Source organism: Synechococcus sp. RedBA-s, assembly GCF_024345495.1.
Lineage (GTDB): Bacteria > Cyanobacteriota > Cyanobacteriia > PCC-6307 > Cyanobiaceae > Regnicoccus_A.
This window is the reverse complement of the sequence record NZ_JAGQBF010000040.1, coordinates 1-19,914: the sequence shown is the minus strand read 5'-3', so window position 1 is coordinate 19,914 and position 19,914 is coordinate 1. Positions and strand designations below refer to the sequence as shown.

The 19,914-nt window shown below is 67.1% G+C and carries 19 protein-coding genes; 7 read left to right on the top strand and 12 right to left on the bottom strand.

Annotation, left to right across the window (positions count from 1 at the left end; all coding sequences use genetic code 11):
* Positions 1-146: 146 nt before the first annotated feature.
* The 5 genes from KBY67_RS13250 to KBY67_RS13230 form a co-directional block, all read right to left on the bottom strand.
* Entirely contained in the window at positions 147-953 is an 807-nt protein-coding gene (locus KBY67_RS13250) for an inositol monophosphatase family protein (RefSeq protein ID WP_255111542.1), read from the bottom strand.
* Positions 950-2,452, bottom strand: coding sequence for a BCD family MFS transporter (locus KBY67_RS13245; protein WP_399214479.1), 1,503 nt, complete (start codon positions 2,450-2,452; stop codon positions 950-952). The genes KBY67_RS13250 and KBY67_RS13245 overlap by 4 nt, the downstream gene beginning before the upstream one ends.
* On the bottom strand, positions 2,427-4,043 hold the full coding sequence (locus KBY67_RS13240) for a TolC family protein (RefSeq protein WP_255111540.1): 1,617 nt from the start codon (positions 4,041-4,043) through the stop codon (positions 2,427-2,429). Before KBY67_RS13240 ends, KBY67_RS13245 begins: the two co-directional genes overlap by 26 nt.
* 147 nt (positions 4,044-4,190) lie before the next feature.
* Complete coding sequence (locus tag KBY67_RS13235; RefSeq protein WP_255111538.1) at positions 4,191-5,579, bottom strand: TIGR03279 family radical SAM protein; 1,389 nt, start codon at positions 5,577-5,579, stop codon at positions 4,191-4,193.
* 72 nt (positions 5,580-5,651) lie between these two features.
* The gene (locus tag KBY67_RS13230; RefSeq protein WP_255111537.1) at positions 5,652-6,524 is read right to left on the bottom strand and encodes an undecaprenyl-diphosphate phosphatase; all 873 of its coding nucleotides are present in this window, start codon (positions 6,522-6,524) and stop codon (positions 5,652-5,654) included.
* Between the two features lie 245 nt (positions 6,525-6,769).
* Here KBY67_RS13230 and KBY67_RS13225 point away from each other — a divergent pair, with 245 nt between their 5' ends.
* From KBY67_RS13225 to nadB, 3 genes are all read left to right on the top strand, one after another.
* Complete coding sequence (locus tag KBY67_RS13225; RefSeq protein ID WP_255111544.1) at positions 6,770-7,408, top strand: DUF3120 domain-containing protein; 639 nt, start codon at positions 6,770-6,772, stop codon at positions 7,406-7,408.
* 176 nt (positions 7,409-7,584) lie between these two features.
* Positions 7,585-7,962 (top strand): photosystem II complex extrinsic protein PsbU, encoded by a 378-nt coding sequence (gene psbU, locus KBY67_RS13220; RefSeq protein ID WP_255111535.1) that lies wholly within the window; start codon positions 7,585-7,587, stop codon positions 7,960-7,962.
* 62 nt (positions 7,963-8,024) lie between these two features.
* Positions 8,025-9,719 (top strand): L-aspartate oxidase, encoded by a 1,695-nt coding sequence (gene nadB, locus KBY67_RS13215; RefSeq protein WP_255111534.1) that lies wholly within the window; start codon positions 8,025-8,027, stop codon positions 9,717-9,719.
* Here nadB and KBY67_RS13210 read toward each other — a convergent pair.
* Together KBY67_RS13210 and KBY67_RS13205 are read right to left on the bottom strand one after the other, a co-directional pair.
* Positions 9,709-10,623, bottom strand: coding sequence for a vitamin K epoxide reductase family protein (locus KBY67_RS13210; RefSeq protein WP_255111533.1), 915 nt, complete (start codon positions 10,621-10,623; stop codon positions 9,709-9,711). The two genes, nadB and KBY67_RS13210, sit on opposite strands and share 11 nt — an antisense overlap.
* Entirely contained in the window at positions 10,620-11,456 is an 837-nt protein-coding gene (locus KBY67_RS13205) for a BtpA/SgcQ family protein (protein WP_255111532.1), read from the bottom strand. Before KBY67_RS13205 ends, KBY67_RS13210 begins: the two co-directional genes overlap by 4 nt.
* A 113-nt stretch (positions 11,457-11,569) precedes the next feature.
* Between KBY67_RS13205 and rimO the strand changes: the two genes are divergently transcribed.
* Together rimO and KBY67_RS13195 are read left to right on the top strand one after the other, a co-directional pair.
* Positions 11,570-13,003 (top strand): 30S ribosomal protein S12 methylthiotransferase RimO, encoded by a 1,434-nt coding sequence (gene rimO / locus KBY67_RS13200; RefSeq protein WP_255111531.1) that lies wholly within the window; start codon positions 11,570-11,572, stop codon positions 13,001-13,003.
* On the top strand, positions 13,000-14,238 hold the full coding sequence (locus KBY67_RS13195) for an MFS transporter (protein WP_255111530.1): 1,239 nt from the start codon (positions 13,000-13,002) through the stop codon (positions 14,236-14,238). Before rimO ends, KBY67_RS13195 begins: the two co-directional genes overlap by 4 nt.
* Here KBY67_RS13195 and KBY67_RS13190 read toward each other — a convergent pair.
* Positions 14,215-14,307, bottom strand: coding sequence for a cytochrome B6 (locus KBY67_RS13190; protein ID WP_156776723.1), 93 nt, complete (start codon positions 14,305-14,307; stop codon positions 14,215-14,217). The two genes, KBY67_RS13195 and KBY67_RS13190, sit on opposite strands and share 24 nt — an antisense overlap.
* A 156-nt stretch (positions 14,308-14,463) precedes the next feature.
* Between KBY67_RS13190 and KBY67_RS13185 the strand changes: the two genes are divergently transcribed.
* Positions 14,464-16,068, top strand: a complete 1,605-nt coding sequence (locus KBY67_RS13185) for a B12-binding domain-containing radical SAM protein (RefSeq protein WP_255111529.1) — start codon at positions 14,464-14,466, stop codon at positions 16,066-16,068.
* A 37-nt stretch (positions 16,069-16,105) separates the two neighbouring features.
* Here KBY67_RS13185 and KBY67_RS13180 read toward each other — a convergent pair whose 3' ends face one another.
* Together KBY67_RS13180 and KBY67_RS13175 are read right to left on the bottom strand one after the other, a co-directional pair.
* The gene (locus tag KBY67_RS13180; protein ID WP_255111528.1) at positions 16,106-16,528 is read right to left on the bottom strand and encodes a DUF4346 domain-containing protein; all 423 of its coding nucleotides are present in this window, start codon (positions 16,526-16,528) and stop codon (positions 16,106-16,108) included.
* Between the two features lie 22 nt (positions 16,529-16,550).
* On the bottom strand, positions 16,551-17,729 hold the full coding sequence (locus KBY67_RS13175) for a GNAT family N-acetyltransferase (protein ID WP_255111527.1): 1,179 nt from the start codon (positions 17,727-17,729) through the stop codon (positions 16,551-16,553).
* On the opposite strand from KBY67_RS13175, the gene KBY67_RS13170 reads away from it, so the two are divergent.
* Positions 17,728-18,231, top strand: coding sequence for a hypothetical protein (locus tag KBY67_RS13170; protein ID WP_255111526.1), 504 nt, complete (start codon positions 17,728-17,730; stop codon positions 18,229-18,231). The two genes, KBY67_RS13175 and KBY67_RS13170, sit on opposite strands and share 2 nt — an antisense overlap.
* Here KBY67_RS13170 and KBY67_RS13165 read toward each other — a convergent pair.
* Both KBY67_RS13165 and KBY67_RS13160 read right to left on the bottom strand, forming a co-directional pair.
* Entirely contained in the window at positions 18,203-18,862 is a 660-nt protein-coding gene (locus tag KBY67_RS13165; RefSeq protein ID WP_255111525.1) for a dihydrofolate reductase family protein, read from the bottom strand. The two genes, KBY67_RS13170 and KBY67_RS13165, sit on opposite strands and share 29 nt — an antisense overlap.
* Entirely contained in the window at positions 18,859-19,797 is a 939-nt protein-coding gene (locus KBY67_RS13160; RefSeq protein ID WP_255111543.1) for a 6-carboxytetrahydropterin synthase, read from the bottom strand. The genes KBY67_RS13165 and KBY67_RS13160 overlap by 4 nt, the downstream gene beginning before the upstream one ends.
* Positions 19,798-19,914 lie beyond the last annotated feature (117 nt).

The window sequence follows — 19,914 nt, the reverse complement described above, 5'->3', positions numbered from 1 at the left end:
GTTCGCGGTGGTCTCCCGACCGCTTTGGAAACTTACAACATCGTTGGTCGGCTTTCGCCTCCCTCGTTTGTGTAAGCCCTGCAGCGCTCGCCTTCCGGCTCACGCGCAGTCCAAAAACATACCACACAAGTCGCCAGCACTTCAGATCAGCCTTGAAGGAGCGCCTCTGCCCAGGGCATGAAGCGCTCGAGGGCCTCGGGGCTGCTGGCGGCAAGCACCGGAAAATCTGTGCTGCCATGGTCGTCGCCGGGGATCAGCTGCTCAGGGCTGCGCACCAGCCAGCGCAGGGGGCAGTGCAATTCACTCAGCACCAGCCAGGCCGCCGCCAGGTCCCAGATCTTGGGGGTGGCCTCCAGGGCCACCACGGTCTGACCCATGGCCACACTGACCAGGTTGAGGCTGGCCACCCCCAGAAGGCGGATCTTGCCGGGGAAGCGCTGATCAGGCAGCTTCTGCAGCACACCGATCGAGCGGCTACAGAGCGAGGCGCAGCCAGCGGCCTGGGCCTCGTTGCCCGGAGGTGTCAGTGGGTTGCCATTACGCCAGGCGCCCACGCCGCGCACCGCGATGATCCGCTGGCGCAGGGGAGGCACATCCAGCACCGCCAGCACCGGCACACCACCTTTAAAGCGGGCCATGGAGATCGCCCAGTAGGGAATCCCGGCGGCGAAGTTGGTGGTGCCATCGAGGGGGTCCACTACCCAGTAGGCGGAGGAGGAGGGCACCAACTTGCGCCCCTCTTCGCTCAGCACCCCCTCACCGGGATAGAGCTGGCCAAGCCCCTGCACCAGGGCTTCATCGCTCCAGCGGTCACAGGCGGTGATCAGGCTGCCGTCGGCCTTCGCTTCCGAAGCCATGTGGCCAAAATCCCTGCGTTGCCGCTCTGCAACGGCATCGAGCAGATCCGTGAGCCTCAGAGCCTCGGATGGAATGGCGGGAAAGGTGGCAGTCATCCGAGTTCGGTGGTCAGGACCTGGGTCAGCTGCCTGGTGGTGTCGTCACGGAAACGGTGGACATTGACGGCGACCAGCACCCGCAGGGCCGCCAGGGCGATCAACGCGGCCGTCCCGAGGACCAGGGCATAGGGAAGGAAAGGTCCCTGGCCGGGGATGATGGCACGACCCAGATCCAGCAATCCGCCGCCGATCAATTTGGCCGAAGCGCGAGCGAAGGCCTGGGCCAGGCCCCACACACCCACGAAGGTGCCTGCGGCCTCCGGCAGGGTGAGATCGAGCATCAGACATAGGGCGCTGTTGGTGCCGATTCCCGAAGCCAGTCCGAACAGCAACAGCACTGCCTGAAGTAAGGGGACCTCACCCACAAGTCCAGTGAGGATCAGCAGAACCATCGAGGCCAGGATCAACTGACAGCCGAGCCGGGCCGTGGCGAACTTTCCCAGCCTGGGCACGATCCACCAACCCGCCAGCACCAGGCCGAGCAGGGTGCCGACCCCCCAGAAGGCATTCAGAGAGGCGGTCGCGGCAATCGGCATGGCGAACACGTCGGCGCCATAGCTCTCCAGGATCGGGTCCTGGATGAACAGGGCCAGGGTGAAGAGCACCAGAAACAGGAAGAACACCGCCACCTGCCGGCTGGAGGTGATCAGGCGCCAGGCCTGAGCCATGGAGATCCCGTCCTCACGCGCCGGACTGGTGGATGCGCCTGCAGCCCTGGTGCTGGCCGTCACGGCGGGCTCGATGCCCCAGGTGGCCAGCAAGGTGAGACCCATCACCGCCAGGGCGGCCCTCACCATGAACCTGGAGAGCACCTCCTCCAGCACCAGTGGGTCGGTGACCCCATCGAGTCCTCTGAGGCTGCGGGAGATCACCACCGCCCCGACCACGATGCCCACGGTGAGCATGCACCAGATGATCCCCACGGCACGGGGGCGCTCCCGCTCATGGGTGCGGTCGATCACCAGGGCCAGGAACGGGGTGGCAGCCATCGAAACCGCCAGCCCATAGGCGGCAAACAGAGCGCACATCAAGACAGTGCCCAGAGTGATGGCGGCTTCATCCCCCAGCTCCCGGGCCGCGGCGAGCCGGAAGACCACCGGCACCACCAGCATCGCCAGCCCGCAGAAGAGTGCGGATCCCAGCCAGATGTACGGGGTCCTGTGACGGCCCGCCAGGGGTCGGGTATCAGAGAGCTGGCCGAAGAGAATCCTGGACGGGGCCACGAATTGCTCGAAAGCCAGGGCTCCACCCACCAGCAGTCCGGGAAATCCAAGCTCACTGATCATCACCCGATTCAGCATCCCGGCAAAGATCACCGCCAGAAAACCGAGGCTCCCCTGGAACAGCCCCAGCCGGACAGTGCTGACGATCGAGAGGCTGGGCTGTGAGCTGGTAAGGGCCATGGTGGAGCGCAAGATTCGAGAAACGAAGCCTTTCGATCCCCCGGGCTGATCCCCCGTCGGGCGCTCTCTAGGGGGAGAGAGGACCGCGCCCATCGGGCGTACGCACCTCAGACTGGCAGGCCGGCAGCAGCGGTTGGGGCTCGATCGGAATCTGAGTGGTCGGATCGGTGGCCGGCTTGCTGGAGGGGAGGGTGGGCCTCTGGCAGAAGGCCACCTGATCCAGGCCCGTGCGGCGTCTCAGTGCGGCCAACTGGCGGTTGTAGTCGGTGACGGCGCGGGCGTAGCTCACCTCAGCCTGGGTGAGGTCTCGCTGACTGTCGACCACCTCCCGCTGGGTGGTGACGCCCGCCTGGAAGCGCAGCCGGGCCAGCCGTAGTGCTTCGCGCGAGGACATCACCGACCGGGACGTGGTGGTGATGTCGCGATTGTTCTGGAGCAGCAGATAGAAGCTGGTTTCCACCTCCAGCCTGATCTGATCGCGGCGGTCGGCGAAGGTGAAACGCTGCTCCTCGGCCGCCTGTTTCTGCTGGCGGTACTGGGCGGAGGCCCGGCCGCCGTCAAAGAGATTCCAGCTCAGATTCAGGCCGATGGAGTTGTCGACTCCGTAGGTGTAACTGCCCATGTTGATCGACTGCTCCGACGGAACCCCGTTCTGGCCGTTGCTGCGATCCCAGCCAAAGTTATTCACGATGCTGAGAAAGGGCTGAACCGCGCCGATCGCCGCATTAGCGTTGCTGTTGGAGATGGAGATCTGCAGGATGACCTGATCGAGCTCCTCACGGAAGGCATAGGCCGCCACGATGCTTTCCTGCAACGAAGGCATCCAGCTGCCCACCACCCGGGCCGGCTCCTTGGCCGTCGGTGTGACGTTCTGGGGAAGATCGAGCAGGGAGGCCAGCGCCCGGCGTGCCACCGACTGATCCGCCAGGGAGTTGGTCAGCAACTGCTGGTCGCGGGCCAGCTGGGTTTCCGCTTGGAGCACCTCAAGCTTGGTGGAGACCCCAGCCTGAAATCTGGCTCGGGCGTCCTTGAGACTCACCAAGGACGCCCGCACCGATTCCTGACCGATGCGCACCCCCTCATCGGCGAGCTGCAGGTCGAAGTAACGCTGGGCCGCCTGAAGGCGCAGGTCGCGAAGCGCGATCAGGTATTGGTTCTGGGCCTGCTCGAACTGGTCGCGGGCCGCTGAGATCTGGGGGACGCGCTGGGGGTTGATCAGGTCCCAGTTGATGCCGATGTTCATGGTGGCCCCAAGGGTCTGCCCCTTGGTCCGCGACTCAGGCGTGGCAAAGGGACCGGTGGCGTCGGCGTCGTAGCGAAACCGATAGCTGTTGGTGAGAGCCGGGAAGGCACTCCCGGTGGAGAGATTGATATTGGGATACCAGGCGGAGATCTGGGCGCGCAGGTTGGATTTGGCCTGATCCACCTGGGAGCCCACGGCCTTGAGGCTGGGATTGTTGATCTCAGCCAGGGTCTCCACCTCCCGGAGGCCCAGGGGCCGCAGTTGCTGAATGGTGACCTGAGCTGGCCTGGTGGGCAGAGCCAGAGAGGGGGGAGAGGCCAGCGGCTGGAGTCCTGGCTCCAGTTTGGTCGCGGCCGGCGGAAGAACGGTGGGATCCGATTTCGGCCGGTTCCCGGTCACCTCCGGAGCCAGGGGAATCGGTACCGGTTCGGGCGGGCGCACAGGGGCTGACTCCGCCGGGGCAGGCACTGGGCCCGTCTCTTGGGCCAGGCTCACCGCCTGAAGAGCAGAAAAGAGCGCCACCCCTGTGAGGGCTGCCGAAGCAAGGAAGGAGCGCCGCACACCGAAACCTATTGGTTGGTTCAGAGCTTAAAGAGCCGCGGACTGGCTGCCGAGACAGGCAGCCACGAAATCATCCGCCCCCTGCACCAGACGGATCGGTACCGGCAAGCGACGCCGAAGATCCTCCAGTCTGAGATCGTCAAGGAACACCTCCTCCCCCTGGCGCAGCATCACCGAGGGGAGCAGGAGCTCGTCCCCCAGCTCCTGACCCTCCAGGCCCGCCAGCAGATCAGAGCCCGTGAGCAGGCCGGTGACCACCTGCTCCTGCCCCCAGTAGGGACTGGGCAGACCGAGCAACCGCAGGGACAGCCCTTCAACGGTATTGAGGCGATCAACCACAGGAGCAAGGGCCTCGGCCACCAGGCCCCCAACGACCCAGCTCAGGCGCCGGGGCAGCTTCAGGCGGCTGGGCAGGCGGCTGGTGGCCAGATCCAGCGCTTCGAGGAAGGCACGGATGCTGCCGACGCCATTCTCCTGCTGGGGCAGATCCTCATAGCTGGCGCGCTCCGGCAAGGGAAGGCCGGCCAGTAGATACCACTCGTCGGAGAGCCAGGCCAAGCGGCTGCCGAGGGCCGCATGGAACCGCTGCTGCAGCGGTTCCACCTGCTGGATCACCCGCCGGGCGCAGGGGCGATCGACCGCCACCAGGCCATCTCCGGGGGGACGGAAACGGGTCAGACCCACCGGGACCACGGCGGCGGAGAGTACCGCCGGCCAGTCGCCGGAGCCGAAACGGGCCAGATCCAGCAATGTGCGCTCCAGGGCCGAGCCATCGTTCACCCCTGGGCAGACCACCACCTGAGCATGGATCTGCAGCCGCCGCTCGGCAAACCAGTCCAGCTGATCGAGCAGCAGTCCGGCCCGTGGGTTCACCAGCAACCTGCCACGCAGCTCGGGGTCAGTGGCATGCACAGAGACGAACAGGGGCGAGAGCCGCTGCTGCTCGATCCGCTGCCAGTCCGCCGCCGTGAGGTTGGTGAGGGTGAGATAGGAGCCGTAAAGAAAGCTCAGTCGGTAGTCGTCGTCTTTGACATACAGGCTCTGGCGCCGGCCGGGGGGCTGCTGATCGATGAAGCAGAAGGAGCAGTGGTTGTTGCACTGGCGCAGGCCATCGAAGAGCGCCTCGGTGAAGGCCAGCCCGAGGCCGTCATCAGGGTCCTTCTCCAGCTCCACCTGATGGCGCCTGCCATCTGGGTCCTCCACCACAAGGCACAGCTCCTCCTCCCCCACCAGCACCTGCAGGTCGATCAGATCGCGGGGCCGCACACCGTTGACACTGATCAGCCGGTCCCCCGGCTGGAACCCCAGCTCCTCGCCGATCGATCCGGGCTCCACCGTGGCCACCACGGCGGGCTGGGGCTGGCGGGCTGAATCCACAGGGGCCAGAGGCAGCCCTGCGGAGGGTTCGTTCCACACGGGAGAGACTTGGAGCAGAGGTCCCCAGTGTGGGCGGCCGGGGGCTCCAGCTGGCGGCTTTAGCTGATGGCTTCAGCTGGCGGTGGGCCCCATCCGCCAGACCCAGAGCAGCAGCAGCAGCCCGAAGGCGAGCCGGTAGATCACGAAGATCCAGGTGCTGTGGTTCTGCAGGAAGCGCAGCAACCAGGCAATGGCCAGCCAGGACACCCCAGCGGCTGAGGCAATGCCGATCAGCAGGGGGATCGGGCCGAGGCTGGCACCGCTGGCAAAGGCCGACTTCAGTTCCACCAGTCCGGCCAGGGTGATCGCCGGAATGCCAAGCAGGAAGGAGAACCGGGCCGCCGCCGCCCGCTGCCAGCCATCGAAGAGCGAGGCGGTGAGGGTGCTGCCGGAGCGCGACACCCCCGGAATCACAGCCAGGGCCTGGGCGATGCCCACCAGCAGACCATCGATGGGGCGCACCTGGGGCAGATCCCGCTGGCGGCGACCGACCCGCTCGGCCAGGGCCAGCAGCAGGGCCATCACGATCGACACCAGGGCGATCGAGCTGATGCTGCGTAGGGGTGAGCTCTCGTAGGTCGGCCACAGCGTCTTGATGGCCAGTCCGGCCAGCACGATCGGCAGGGTGCCGATGGCCATGGCCACCCCCAGCCGAGCGGAGGGATCCCCCCAACTGCCATGGCGGAAGGCGCGGCTCACCCCCGCCAGCACTTCGGCAAGGTCGTGGCGGAAATACACCAGCACCGCAGCGATACTGCCCAGCTGGATCACGGCGGTGACGGCCACCCCCGGATCACCCCAGCCGAGCAACACCGGCACCACCTTGAGGTGGGCGGTGCTGCTGATCGGTAGAAATTCAGTGAGGCCCTGGAGAATGCCGAGCACCAGGGCGTGCCAGCAGGCCTCAAGGAAACCTGGAACCGGGGCGGAAAGGGGGGAGCCCATGCGTGGCTTGGCACGGCAGAGCCAGTGACCCTATGCCTGCTTGGGCCGTGGCTCCCTTACCGGCGTCCCTTAAGGTTGCATACCTTTCTTCACAGAGCCAGGTGATCGGGGCCGCCACCACTCCTGCCACTACCGCCCTGGTCCCCGAGACACTTGTCGTTCCCTGGCCCCCATCGCGGGCTACACGCAAGCCCGCTGGCACGACCACAGAACAGACCACTCGGGAGGCCTCTGGGGCTGCCCCCCTGCCTGCACTGGCTGCAGCCCTGGTGGTAGTGCCCGTGTTCCTGCAGGCCCCCTGGGTGCGTCTGCACCCCAGCAGCGCCACCCTGTTCACAGCCGTGATCCTGGCCACCGGTGTGCTGCTGGAGTGGCGGGGCCCTGGGCGCTGGCGGGGGTTCGGGCCGCTGCTGGTGGGCTTCAGTGGCAGCTGGCTGGCCGGTTGCCTGTTCTGGGGATGGTGCCGGCTGCATCCCCTCTGGCATCTGCCGATCGAAGCCTTCGCCCTGCCCCTGGCCCTGGCCGGGCTCAGCGGCCGCTGGCGCAACGCCGCTCTCTTTTATCTGGCCTCACTGCTGGGCACCGCCTGCACCGATGGGGCCATGGCCCTCACCGGGGTGATGCCGCTCTGGCCGCAGGTGCTGAGCGCACCGGTCGCTGAGGCCCCAGCTCTCTTGCATCAGGCCGCCCTGCAGGTGCTGCAGCCGGCTCCGCTGGCCCTGGTGCTGGGACTGGCCGTGGCTCTGACGCTGCTGGCGCGCCGCTGCCGTGGCTCGGGAGCAGGCGGGCGCCTGGCCGCGGCCACCCTGGTGACCACAGTGCTGGTGGACGGTCTGTTCCTGATCGCCGCCCTGCTCAGCCCCCAGCTGAGCGGTCTGGTCTGAAGGCAAGCGCTGCCAGGCCGTGGAGTGGGAATTGAAGAACTGCAAAAGCATTGGCCCAGTGGGGATTGATCCGCCATCCGGCCTGTAGCGTTGCCGCTGACCCTGCTCGGAGAGCTTCCGAGTCAAGGCCTGCATCCAACGGCGATCCTCACCGATCCACACCACGGAGAACTGCGATGAAACGGCTGGTTGCCTGGATGATGAGCGGCATGCTGCTGGCCGGCCTGCTGGTCACGCTGCTCCTGCCCCCGGCGGTTCAGGCGGAGGAACTGCGCAATGTGGCCGATGAGAAGATCGCGGCCCGCCAGGGCAAGGTGGATCTCAACAACTCCCCCGTGCGCAGCTTCCAGCAGTTCCCCGGCATGTATCCGACCCTGGCCAGCAAGATCGTGATCGGCGGTCCCTACGAGGAAATCGACGACGTTCTGGGCCTGGATCTGACTGATCGGCAGAAGGAACTGTTCGAGAAGTACAAGGACAATTTCACGGTGACGCCGCCCTCAATCGCTCTCAATGAGGGCGACGATCGCATCAACCAGGGCGTGTACCGCTGACCCCCTAAAGTCTCGACCCTCCGAAAGCCGTCGGTCTCCGGCGGCTTTTTTCGTGGCCCTGTATGCCCTCGCCCCCCCGCCCCCGACCACCCCTGGCTGCGCGCTGGGATGTGGTGGTGGTGGGGGGCGGGGCCGCAGGGCTGATGGCCTGTCTGGAGCTGCCCGGCCATCTGCAGGTGCTGCTGCTCAGCAAGGAGCGCGGTCCCCGAACCGCGAGTCGCTGGGCCCAGGGAGGCATCGCCGCGGTCACGCGGGCTGAGGACAGCCTGGAGAGCCACCGCGACGACACCCTGCGGGCGGGGGCAGGACTGTGTGATCCCGGTGCCGTTGATCTGCTGGTGCGGCAGGCTCCCGCCTGTGTGGAACGGTTGCTGGAGCTGGGCATGGCCTTCGACCGCGATGGTCCTGGCCTGAGCACCACCCTCGAGGCCGCCCACAGCCACCGGCGGGTGCTCCACGCCCAGGACCGCACTGGCGGCGCCCTGGTGGATGCCCTGGAGCGGGAGGTGCTCCGCCGCCCGGGGCTGGTGCAGCGCAAGGGGCTGATGGCCCTGAAGATCTGGGTCGAGCAGGGCCGCTGCCTCGGGCTGCAGGTGCTGGAGAACGATCAGGTGCGCTGGCTGGCGGCCGGCGCCGTGGTGCTGGCCAGCGGCGGCGGCGGCCACCTGTTCGAGAAGACCACCAATCCCTCCCAGTCCACCGGCGATGGGGTGGCGATGGCCTGGCGGGCCGGGGCCGCCATCCGTGATCTGGAGTTCGTTCAGTTCCACCCCACCGCGCTGATGCTGCCGGGGGCTCCCCACTTCCTGATCTCCGAAGCGGTGCGCGGAGAGGGGGCCCGACTGATCGACAGCCACGGCCACAGTCCGGTTGCCAACCTCGCCAGTGGCGATCTGGCTCCCCGTGATCAGGTGAGCCGTGCCTTGGTGCGCACGATGCAGACTCAGGCCGTCGACCACCTCTGGCTCGACCTGCGCCCGGTGGGACAGGAGCGGCTGAACCGTCAATTCCCCACAATCCTGCGCCGCTGCCGTGAACTGGGCCTGGAGCCCAGCGAGGGGCCGATCCCCGTGGCCCCTGCCGCCCACTACTGGATGGGTGGTGTCAACACCGACCTGAACGCCGCCACCAACCTTCCCGGCCTCTACGCCGTGGGGGAAGTGGCCTGCACGGGCGTGCATGGCGCCAATCGCCTGGCCAGCAATTCGCTGATGGAATGCCTGGTCTTTGCCGGTCAGCTGCGCCACCTCTCCGTTTCGGAGCAGCAGCCCATGCCCCACTCCTGGGAATCCCCCTCCGCGGCGGCAGCGATGGGCTGCCCCCCTCAGCTGCTTGAGGCCATGCCTCTGGAGAGCGAGTCAGTGGCCCAGAGCGAGCAGCTGCGTCATCTCTGCTGGCGGGTAGCGGGGGTTGAGCGCCAGGGACGGGAGTTGGGGGAGGCCCTGCGCCTGATCCGCCACCAGCGCCAGACCCTGGAGGATCAGCCCTGGATCCAGGCCCTGGCCCGGCTCGAGCCGGGCGATCGGCTGCCCCTGGGGCCAGGCGGCGGCGGCAGACTGCGCCCCCTCAACGATCTGCGCCAGCTGCTCACCCTGGCCGATCTGCTGGTGGAGGCCGCCCTGTTCCGACGCGAGAGCCGCGGCGGACACTACAGAACGGACTGCCCAGCCCCCCAGCCGTTCTGGCAACGCCACTCACTCCAGCGGCACGGTGAAGCGATCCGCTCAACTGAGATCAAGCTCAGATCTAGCCCTTGAACCCACTCAATTCAGCCAGTCGGGCGAGGGGCTTGACGCCGGGATCCAGCTTGCCATTGATCTCCCAGGTGGGGAATCCCTCGAGTTTCTTGCTGTCGCAGAGCGCCTTCTGATTGTTGACGCCATCGGCGGCGCATTCGATCACCTTGAGCTTGGCGGTGGCCTCCTTGCCGAACAGTTCCTTCTGCTCATGGCAGTGGGGACACCAGTAGGCGCTGTACATCACCGCTCCGGATTGGCTGAGGTGCTCCGCCAGGGCCAGGCTCGCCGGGGTGCTGGCACTGACCACGGGCGGTGGCGTGCCACGGGTGCCCAGGGCGGCTGGCCGATCCACCGAGGCGGCCCAGCCCAGACCCACCAGGCCCACCAGCAGGGCCACCAGCACCCCGCGAAACACCAGCTGGCCGCGGTCGTCCCACTGGCCGCCGATGAGGCTGAGCACGAACAGACTCAGGCTGAGCACAGCCGAGAGCACACAGAAGAAACAGAAGGCCTGGATCTTGAACACCAACAGCCCCATCAGCAGCAGGCTGAACACGGCCATGCCGCCGCTGAGCAGGAACAACCCCCACCAGCTGCGCTCGCCGATGGCCGAGCGGGCCTCGCCCTTGAGCAGCAGCGGTAGTAACGCCAGCACCAGCACAGTGGTGTAAGCAAGGAAACCGAAGAGCGAGAGCGGCTGGCCGAACAGGCTGCCCCAGGCGCTGTTGAGCACCTTGTCGCAGCCTTCGGCGCCGCCGGGGCAGCTGAGGGGGCCGATCAACCCCCAGCGCTTGAGGGTGATCGCACCGGTGTCGATGGCACCGATCGTGGCCAGAACAGCCATCACCACACAAACCCAGCGCAGTCCGGGGTCGGCGCGGCGGCGGCTGCTGAGGCGACTGCTCAAGCGGGTGGAGGTCACGGCAGGGGCTGAAGCTGGGACGATTGTGGCAGCAGCCGTTTCAGGGCACAGACCCGAACCTGGTCCACCGGCGCCGAGATGAGGCCGTTGCGCTTCAGTGCCGTGCCAGCGATCACGCCGTCGCAGGCCAGGGCAAACCGCTGCAGCGTCTGTTCACTGGCGCCGCTGCCGATCAGCACCGGCGCCCCGCCTGCCGCGGCCCTGGCCTGCTCCAGGTCCGTAGGGTCAGTGGGTCGGCCAGTGCCGGTACCCGAGACAATCACCCCATCGGCACCACCGCGCTCGAGCACGTCGCTCACCGCCTCCGCCATCGACAACGGCGCCAGGGGCGCGCCGTGCTTGACCAGCACATCCGCCAGGATCCGCACCGATTCGGCCCCCAGCAGTCGGCGCCGGCGCAGCAGCTCGGCCGCCACCCCCTCGATCAGTCCCTGGTCGGTGACGGTGGCACCGCTGAGCACATTCACCCTCAGGAAGCGGGCGCCACTGGCCTGAGCGATCGCCAGGGCCGCCAGGGCGTCGTTGCGCAGAACATTGATGCCCACCGGCCGCTGGCTGGCCCCCACCACCGCCAGGGCCAGCCGGGTCATGGCGGCCACCGTTTCCGGCGGCACCGAGCCCCGCCAGAAGGGCACATCGCCGAAGTTCTCGACGATCAGGCCATCAGCACCTCCGCTGAGGTAAGCCTCGGCATCGGCGAGGGCGGCGGCCTCCAGCGCCCCCAGATCCCCCGCCCAGCCCGGCGAGCCCGGCAGGGGACCGAGGTGGATCACCCCGATCAGCGGGCAGGGCTGGGGGAAAAGCTGCCGCCAACGGGACCCTGGGCTGAGCATGGCGGTGGCCGCGGAAGGAGAAGGTGCCAGGCCATGGCACCCGGATATCCCATAGGGTGACGGATTGGCCCCAGGGGTTCGACCCACGGCCAAGGTTTTCGGCCGCCGCACCCATGTCTCCCGTCAGCGCAGCTTTCCCCGCAGGATCGGTTCGCCCAGGGGAGCCAGGGGCCAGCCGTCCAACGGTGGCCTTCGCCCACCTGGGCTGCGAGAAGAACCGGGTCGACACCGAGCACATGCTGGGGCTGCTGGCCGAGGCTGGCTACGGCATCAGCGCGGATGAGCGCGAGGCGACGGTGGTGGTGGTGAACACCTGCAGCTTCATCCAGGACGCTCGCCAGGAATCGGTGCGCACCCTGGTGGAACTGGCGGAGCAGGGCAAGGAACTGATCATCGCCGGCTGCCTCGCCCAGCATTTCCGCGAGGAACTGCTGGAATCACTGCCGGAGGCGCGCGCGATCGTGGGCACCGGCGACTACCAGCACATCGTCGAGGTGCTGGAGAGGGTGGAGGCCGGTGAGCGGGTGAACCGGGTGAGCGATGTGCCCACCTTCGTGGGTGATGAGCACCTGCCCCGCTACCGCACCACCTCCGAAGCCATTGCCTACCTCAAGGTGGCCGAAGGCTGCGACTACCGCTGCGCCTTCTGCATCATCCCCAGGCTGCGGGGCGACCAGAGGTCCCGCACGATCGAATCGATCGTGGCCGAGGCGCATCAGCTGGCCGCCCAGGGGGTGCAGGAGCTGATCCTGATCAGCCAGATCACCACCAACTACGGTCTCGACCTCTACGGCAAGCCCCAGCTCGCCCAGCTGCTGCGGGCCCTGGGGGACGTGGAGATCCCCTGGATCCGTGTGCACTACGCCTATCCCACCGGCCTCACGCCCGAGGTACTGCGTGCCTTCCGGGAGGTGCCCAACGTGCTGCCCTATCTGGACCTGCCGCTGCAGCACAGCCATCCCGAGGTGCTGCGGGCGATGAACCGCCCCTGGCAGACCGACCTCACCACCGAACTGCTGGGCCGGATCCGCGAGCAGCTGCCCGATGCGGTGCTGCGCACCACCTTCATCGTCGGCTTTCCCGGTGAAACCGAGGAGCAGTTCGAACACCTGCTCCGGTTCGTCGAGGAGCAGCGCTTCGACCATGTGGGGGTGTTCAGCTTCTCCCCGGAAGACGGCACCGCGGCGGTGGATCTGCCGAATCCAGTGCCGGCTGAAGTGGCGATCGAGCGCCGCAACCGCCTGATGGCCGCCCAACAGCCGATCGCGGCCGAGCGCAATGCCCGCTGGGTGGGGCGGATCGTGGATGTGCTGATCGAGCAGGAGAACCCCAGCAGCGGCGAGATGATCGGCCGTTGCGCCCGCTTCGCTCCCGACGTGGACGGGGAAGTGCGGGTGAGCCCGGGCCCCGGCGGCCTCTGTGCCTCTCCCGGCACCATGGTGCCGGTGCGCCTTACAGCCTCCACCCCCTACGACCTCCAGGGCGAGGTGGTGGGTGCCCAGGCGATGGTGGAGGAGGCGCTGGCCGGCCGCGGGGGCCGCGGTTGAGGCACTGGATCCGCCGTCATCAGCGCACCACCTTTCTGATCGCTTCGGGACTGAGCACCGCCGGCTCCTTCGCCGGGCTCACCGCCAAGGGCTGGATCCTGATGAACCAGACCAGCAATCCACTGCTGCTGGCCCTGCACTTCGGCGCCCTGGCGATGCCGAGCCTGCTGGCCAGCGGCAGTGCCGGAGTGCTCACCGACCGAATCGGCTGCGAACGGGTGCTGATCCGCTCCCAGTGGGGCCTGGTGGCCGGTGCAGCCCTGGGGGCCGTGGCCATCCCCTGGCTCACCGGAGCCGCCCAGGTGAGCCTGCTGCTGCTGAGCACCCTGTTGGTGGGTCTGGCCAGCTCCTTTGAGCTCACCGCCCGCAACAAGTACTGCGCCCTGCTGGTGGATGAGCCGGCCCAGCTGACCCCCTACCTCGCCTCCTTCTCGGTGGTGTTCAACGTCGGCAAATTGGTGGGGCCACCCATCGGAGGTTTGCTGCTGGCCATGACGGGGCCAGCCACGGCCCTGAGCATCGATGCGGCCTCCTACCTGCTGCCGATCGCCACGGTGCTGTGGCTGCTGCAGCCCGACCTCAGCGCCGAGCAGCGCAGCGGCAGCGGTATCGGCTCCAGCCTGGCCAGTGCCTGGCGGGGCTGTGGCGCCAGCCTTCGCCATGTGGTGGTGTTCACCGGACTGGCCTGCCTGGCGGTGTTCTTCCACCCCGGCCTGGCCCCCTTGATCGCCGCCCAGGTGCTGGGGCCCTCTCCCCAGGCCCTGGGCTGGTTCACCAGTGTGCTTGCGGCCGGCAGCATCGGCGGTGGATTGCTGTTGCAACGCCGTAGCCAATGGCTGAGCGAGCGGCCGTCGCTGCTGCTGGGCAGTTGCGTGGTACTTACCAGCCTGGCCCAGCTGGGCATGGCCCTGACGGCACCCACGGCCTTCCGCCTGGCGATGACCTTTCTGATCGGAGCGGGTACGGCCGGTCTGCTGGCAGGCAGCAACCTGATCCTGCAGGTGGGTGCCCCCCTGGTACTGCGCGGACGCATGGCTGGGCTAGGCCAGATTGCCTTCCTCGGCGGGGGCGGCTTCAGCGGTCTGATCGCCGCCGGGCTCTGCCTGAGAGTGGGCCTGCCGGCCACGTTTGCCCTGATGGGCAGCGTGGGGCTGCTGTTGGGGCTGATGGAGCTCTGCAGCCGCTGGGGCCTGCGCCTGAATCCGGCGGACTCAGATCAGCTTGATGCCGCGTAGGACGGTGGAGAGCAGGAAGGCCGTGACCAGTCCAGCGGCCACCAGAGCCAGATACAGAACTGCCGCCATGGCCAGCACGCAAAGAGAACCAGCTCATTAGAGCAGAGCAACCCTTCAGCCGTGGGTTGCCCTTAGGCTGTCGCCCAACCAACGCTGGGGAGGTGCCAGGCGTTTCGGCCCCGTGGCTCCAACCCCGTCCATCCCAGTCCTACGAACCCGATCAGCATGCGCGCTCTGCTCGTCTACCCGGAGTTCCCCAAAACCTTCTGGAGCTACGAGAAAATTCTCGAGCTCGTCAACCGCAAGGTGCTGCTCCCGCCGCTTGGCATGGTCACCGTGGCGGCCCTGCTGCCCCAGCAGTGGGACTTCAAGCTGGTGGACCGCAATGTGCGCGAGGTCACCGAGGCCGAGTGGAACTGGGCCGAGCTGGTGATCATCTCGGGAATGATCGTGCAGAAGGCCGACATGGCCGCCCAGATCGCCAAGGCCAAGCAGCGGGGCCTTCCCGTGGCCGTGGGAGGCCCCTTTGCCAGCTCCACCCCCGATGCCCCAGAGATCGCACTGGCCGACTTCAAGGTGCTCGATGAGGGTGAGATCACCCTGCCGATGTTCATCGAGGCCCTGGAGCGCGGAGAGCGCCAGGGCCGCTTCAGCTCGGAGGGCAAAAAGCCCGATGTGACGGGCACCCCCATTCCCCGCTTCGATCTGCTCGAGCTCGACGCCTACGACTCGATGAGCGTGCAGTTCTCCCGGGGCTGTCCGTTCCAGTGCGAGTTCTGCGACATCATCGTGCTCTATGGACGCAAGCCCCGCACCAAGAATCCCGAGCAACTGATCGCTGAGTTGCAGTACCTCTACGACCTTGGCTGGCGGCGCTCCATCTTCCTGGTGGATGACAACTTCATCGGGAACAAGCGCAACGCCAAATTGCTGCTGCCGGCGCTGAAGCAATGGCAGATCGAGCATGGCTATCCCTTCAGCTTCGCCACCGAAGCCTCGGTGGATCTGGCCTCCGACGACGAAATGATGCTGATGATGGCCGAGAGCCGTTTCGACAGCGTCTTCCTCGGCATCGAAACCCCCGATGAGGCGAGCCTGGAAACAGCCCGCAAGCTGCAGAACACCCGCAGCTCCCTGGATGAATCCGTCGATCGCATCACCTCTTACGGCATCCGGGTGATGGCTGGCTTCATCATCGGCTTCGACGGCGAAAAAACCGGGGCTGGCAACCGCATCGTTGAGTTCGTGACCCGCACCGGAATTCCCGCGGCAATGATGGGCATGCTCCAGGCCCTGCCCAACACCGGCCTATGGCACCGGCTGGAGAAGGAAGGCCGACTGATCCAGGACAAGGCGGACGCCAAAGGCGTGAATCAGACGAATCTGCTCAACTTCGTGCCCACCCGGCCGATCCGCGACATCGCCAACGAATACGTGGAGGCCTTCTGCAACCTCTATGAACCCAATGCCTACATGGATCGGGTCTTCAGTTACTACCACAAGGTGGGCAAGCCCCGCTGGATCCCGTTCCTCAAGCCCGAGCATTCCGGCTTCAAGATCCCCAGCTGGACCGATGTGCGCGCCCTGCTGATCGTGATCTGGCGCCAGGGCCTGGTCCGAGACACCCGCGGCCGCTTCTGGCGTTACCTGCTGGCCATGGCCCGCACCAATCCCGCTCAGCTAGAGCAGTTCCTGGTGGTGCTCGCCCACAACGAGCACTTCATGGAGTACCGCAGCATCGTCACCGAGGAGATCCAGGAGCAGCTGCAGTCGCTACCTCCCGAGCCCCCTGCCGCCCCGTCCGAAGTGAGGGAACTGCAGCCAGCTTGAACGTCTGACCTTCAAGGGGCGGGCCGTTCAACGCTGATCAGTCCTGGATGTAGGAGTCGCCGGAGAGCAGGGAAACTTCGGCCTTCTGCAGCTCACGGCCCAGGTAAAGCGCGTGATCCAGGCGGCTGATGGGCGCCGGGCTGGCCCCCTCAGTGAACTGAATGCCCAGCTCCTTGGCTGTGCGGCCCCGAAACACCATCACGGGCCGGCGGGGTGCACCGCCACGGCAACTGAGCACTTCACCGCTGTCGGGATCGGTGGCCAGACCCCTGGCATTGATTCCGTTGCTGTAAAGCTCCGCCACCAGCTCCCCGCGCTCTCGATCCAGGCTGATCAGCACATAGCCGGCCGGATCGAGATCGATGGGGCGTTGCGACAGCCGTTCGTCGAGGGCACACCGCTCCTGCAGGGGCCACGGGCTGGGCGACGGAGAGGTTGCGGCGGGGGCTGACTGATCCATGGCCCGATCGTAAGCAGCAGCCTCAGCAGGCGCCCAGGGGCAGCTCCCGGCGGTTGAAGGGCAGCTCGGCATTCTCCGCCGCGATCTCTTCGAGCATCTGGGCATTGGCCTCGGGCAGCCAGCGGCGCAGCAGTCGATCAAAGCCGGGATCCTGCCAGCGGTGCAGGCTGGCCCGCGGCTGGGCCAGAAAACCTCGGCGCCGCTTGTGGCTGCCACCAGCACCTGGATCAAAGCCGCGGATCCCCTGAGCGATCGCCCATTCGATCGGGGCGTAATAGCAGACCTCGAAATGTAGATTCTCGATCTCCTGATCGCTGCCCCAGTAGCGCCCCCAGAGGGCATCGCCCTGGCGCACGCACAGCGACATCGCCACCGGCTCAAGCGGATCACCCCGATGGGCACTGAACAGCACCAGATGCTCCCGCAGCTCGATCGCATCCACGTGAAAGAACTCCTCACTGAGGTACTTGCTGCCCCAGGCCCCCCAACGGCTGCAGTGCTGCGCATAGAAGTGATGCATGCGCTGGAGCATGGCGGCGGGTATCTGAGCCCCCACCAGCGGAGTCACCTGCAGACCGGCCGCTGCGATCGAGCGCCGCTCCCGGCGGATGTTGCGGCGCTGGTTGGCATTGAAGCCAGCCAGATAATCCTCGAAACAGCTGAAACCAGCGTTGCTCCAGAGGCTCTGCTGGTTCAGCCAGGTGGCACAGCCGGCGGCCTCCGCCCAGGGCTGCCAGAGGGGATCCACATAGAGAAAGTTGCAGCTGAAAATCTGCTGCTCAAGGCAGAAGCGATCGATCAGCTCCAGCATCAGGGCCGTGAGTTCCGCCCCGTCTTCAGCGGGATCGATGTGAAAGCGATAGCCCTGCACCGGGCTGATCGGGCTCATGCCCACCAGCTTCGGGTAATAGCGCAGCCCCAGCTGGCCGGCGAGCTGGGCAAAGGATTGATCAAAGACGAACTCGCCGTAGCTGTGGCCTTTGAGGTAAAGCGGCGCCACGGCAATCAGCCTGTCCTGGCGCCACAGGCTCAGGTGACAGGGCTGCCAGCCCTGGCGGGGCACGATGCTGCCGGAGCGCTCCAGGGCATGGAGCCAGGGCCAGCTGTAAAAGGGCAGACCCGCGGGCCCCGTGAGCGCCTGCCAGGCTTCCTGGGGAATCTCCGTCATGGCCCGGTGCCAGCGGGCCTGCAGCTCAGCCATGGCGGAGGACCACGTGGTCGCAACAGCGAGGGGCAAAACTAACGGCATGGCGCACCGACTGCTCCGCTTGCCGCCCCTGGGCTCGGCACTCCTGACACTGGGGGCGGCGCTGGCCACCGGACTGCTCAGCCCAACCCCCGCTGCCGCCAGCCTGCTGGGGCCGGTGTTGCAGCTGATGCGGCCCCAGCTGGAGCGACGGCTCAGCGAGGTGTGCATCAGCGCGGCCGCCGGCGGCCAGGCCAGCCTGGAGCGCAGCTTGAGGGAACCCTGCCGCCGCCTGGCGGCACCGGCCAGTGCCTGCCTGATCGCGGAGGCCGAGAGCAGCGGGCGCAGCTTCGGAGTGATCAGCGAGCTGGCCCGGGGCCGTTTCGGTGACGACAGCGAGGTGGTGGTGAAGCGCTGCGTCGCCAAGCTGCTGGGGCTACCCGCAGACAGCCTCAAGGAGGTGTCGCTGGAAGACCTTCAGCGCCGCTTCAAGCTGCCCCTCTCGCCCCAGAACTAGGACAGCGGCGGTAGCGCAGCAGCAGCTCACCGCCCTCCAGGGGCCGCTGCTCCAGCGCCTGCCAGCTCTGGCCGGAGAGGTCGGGAGCCAGGGGAGTCAGCCAGCCATGAGCCCCCCCCAGCAGCAGCGGACAGAGGCTCAGCTGCAGCTCCTGCACCAAGCCCTCCGCCAGCAGGGCTGTGGCCAGCTCAGCGCCACCGAGCAGCACCAACCGCTGCAGGCCGCGCCTTCCCAGGTCGGCCAGGGAGGCCCGCCAGGGGCCCAGGGCCAGGTGAGCATCGAAGGCCGGCTGGGCTGGCCCTGGCGAGAGCAGCCAGCGCTCCAGCGGTTGGCCGAAGAACGGCAGCGACGGCTCCAGGCCCCGGCCCCGGCTCACCACCACGGCAATGGGTTGGGGGGAGCGCCCTTCGAGGCGGCGTCGCTCCAGCAGCTCGGTGCGGTGGATCAGACAGGTGCTGCGGTGCAGGCGAACCGTGGCCGCCCCCACCAGGCAGCCGTCAGCCCAGGCCAAGGCCTCCTCCAGAGCAGCGCGATCACCGGCGCCACCCAGCTGGGCGGCACCACCCTGGGCTGGAGCGAGACGGCCATCAAGGCTAATGGCCAGCACCAGCCTCAGCTGCGGCAGGCTCAAGCGCTGGCCAGGGCCTCCAGCACGGCCGGACGGGTGTCGAGCAGAGGCGTTTCAGCAAACACCTCGGCAGCGTTGTTGGGGCTCTCCTGCAGGCGCACCTTGTGCAGAGCAGCGCCGGTGGCGGCAATCGGCGCGCTGAGCAGATCAGCGATGTGCAGGGCGATGTTCTCGGCGGTGGGCACGCAGCTGGCGAAGTGGGCCACGTCCTTGTTGAGGAAGGTGTGATCGAAGGGTTCCACCACCAGCTCGTTCACCAGGCCCTGCAGCTGAGCAAGGTCGCAGACCATGCCGGTGCGGGGATCGATCGTCCCGCGCACAGTCACATCCAGCAGATAGTTGTGGCCGTGGCCGTGGGGCCGGGCGCATTTGCCGTAGATGGCTTCGTTCTCGCTCAGGGAGAGCTCCTCGCGGGCCAGGCGGTGGGCGGCGGCGAAGTGGGTGCGGATCGACAGAAAAGCTTCCATGGGGTTGCCGATGACATCGGCCCAGAGAGTGGGTTGCTCGTAGAGGCGCAGACCGACGAGCGGCAGGTGCGGGGCCAGGCGTGTCCAGATCGCCTGGAGCACGGCCTCGGTGGTGGGCAGGCGCCCCTCGGACCGGCTCAGATCGAATTCCGGCCAGCAGTCGTTGAGGAAGCGGAAATCGAGGGGATCAGTGACCTCCCGACGGATGGCGTGCTTCACATCGGAGAGGTTGAGCACCATGCCGTCACCATCGAGCGGGCCGGCCATGGCCACGATCAGCTCGTAATTGTGGCCATGGCCAGGAGCAAGACTGCAACGGCCGAAACGGCGGCTGTTCTCCTCATCATTCAGCTCCGGCAACCGATAGAGATGGCTGGCACTGAACAGGGCCCGGCGAGTGATCACGCAACCACGACCGCGGCCGTGGCGAAGGGTGCCGGCTGAGACGCCAGCGCTGGGGGTGGCGGGCATCGCCAGGGTCCCGGTGGCCATCGACTCGGCGGCATTCTGCTGAGTCATCCTAGGGATTACGTCCCTGGCAACGGCGGAGCCACCGCCTCACCCTCCCGCCCCCATGCCCCCTGAACC

Bases quoted from the DNA above. Each gene is read 5' to 3' on its own strand.
- KBY67_RS13250 (WP_255111542.1), bottom strand. From the start codon at position 953: ATGACTGCCACCTTTCCCGCCATTCCATCCGAGGCTCTGAGGCTCACG.
- psbU (WP_255111535.1), top strand. From the start codon at position 7,585: ATGAAACGGCTGGTTGCCTGGATGATGAGCGGCATGCTGCTGGCCGGC.
- KBY67_RS13170 (WP_255111526.1), top strand. From the start codon at position 17,728: ATGGCGGAGGACCACGTGGTCGCAACAGCGAGGGGCAAAACTAACGGC.
- KBY67_RS13160 (WP_255111543.1), bottom strand. From the start codon at position 19,797: ATGCCCGCCACCCCCAGCGCTGGCGTCTCAGCCGGCACCCTTCGCCAC.
- KBY67_RS13175 (WP_255111527.1), bottom strand. From the start codon at position 17,729: ATGGCTGAGCTGCAGGCCCGCTGGCACCGGGCCATGACGGAGATTCCC.
- KBY67_RS13180 (WP_255111528.1), bottom strand. From the start codon at position 16,528: ATGGATCAGTCAGCCCCCGCCGCAACCTCTCCGTCGCCCAGCCCGTGG.
- KBY67_RS13245 (WP_399214479.1), bottom strand. From the start codon at position 2,452: ATGGGCGCGGTCCTCTCTCCCCCTAGAGAGCGCCCGACGGGGGATCAG.
- KBY67_RS13205 (WP_255111532.1), bottom strand. From the start codon at position 11,456: ATGCTCAGCCCAGGGTCCCGTTGGCGGCAGCTTTTCCCCCAGCCCTGC.
- KBY67_RS13185 (WP_255111529.1), top strand. From the start codon at position 14,464: ATGCGCGCTCTGCTCGTCTACCCGGAGTTCCCCAAAACCTTCTGGAGC.
- rimO (WP_255111531.1), top strand. From the start codon at position 11,570: ATGTCTCCCGTCAGCGCAGCTTTCCCCGCAGGATCGGTTCGCCCAGGG.
- KBY67_RS13230 (WP_255111537.1), bottom strand. From the start codon at position 6,524: ATGGGCTCCCCCCTTTCCGCCCCGGTTCCAGGTTTCCTTGAGGCCTGC.
- nadB (WP_255111534.1), top strand. From the start codon at position 8,025: ATGCCCTCGCCCCCCCGCCCCCGACCACCCCTGGCTGCGCGCTGGGAT.
- KBY67_RS13190 (WP_156776723.1), bottom strand. From the start codon at position 14,307: ATGGCGGCAGTTCTGTATCTGGCTCTGGTGGCCGCTGGACTGGTCACG.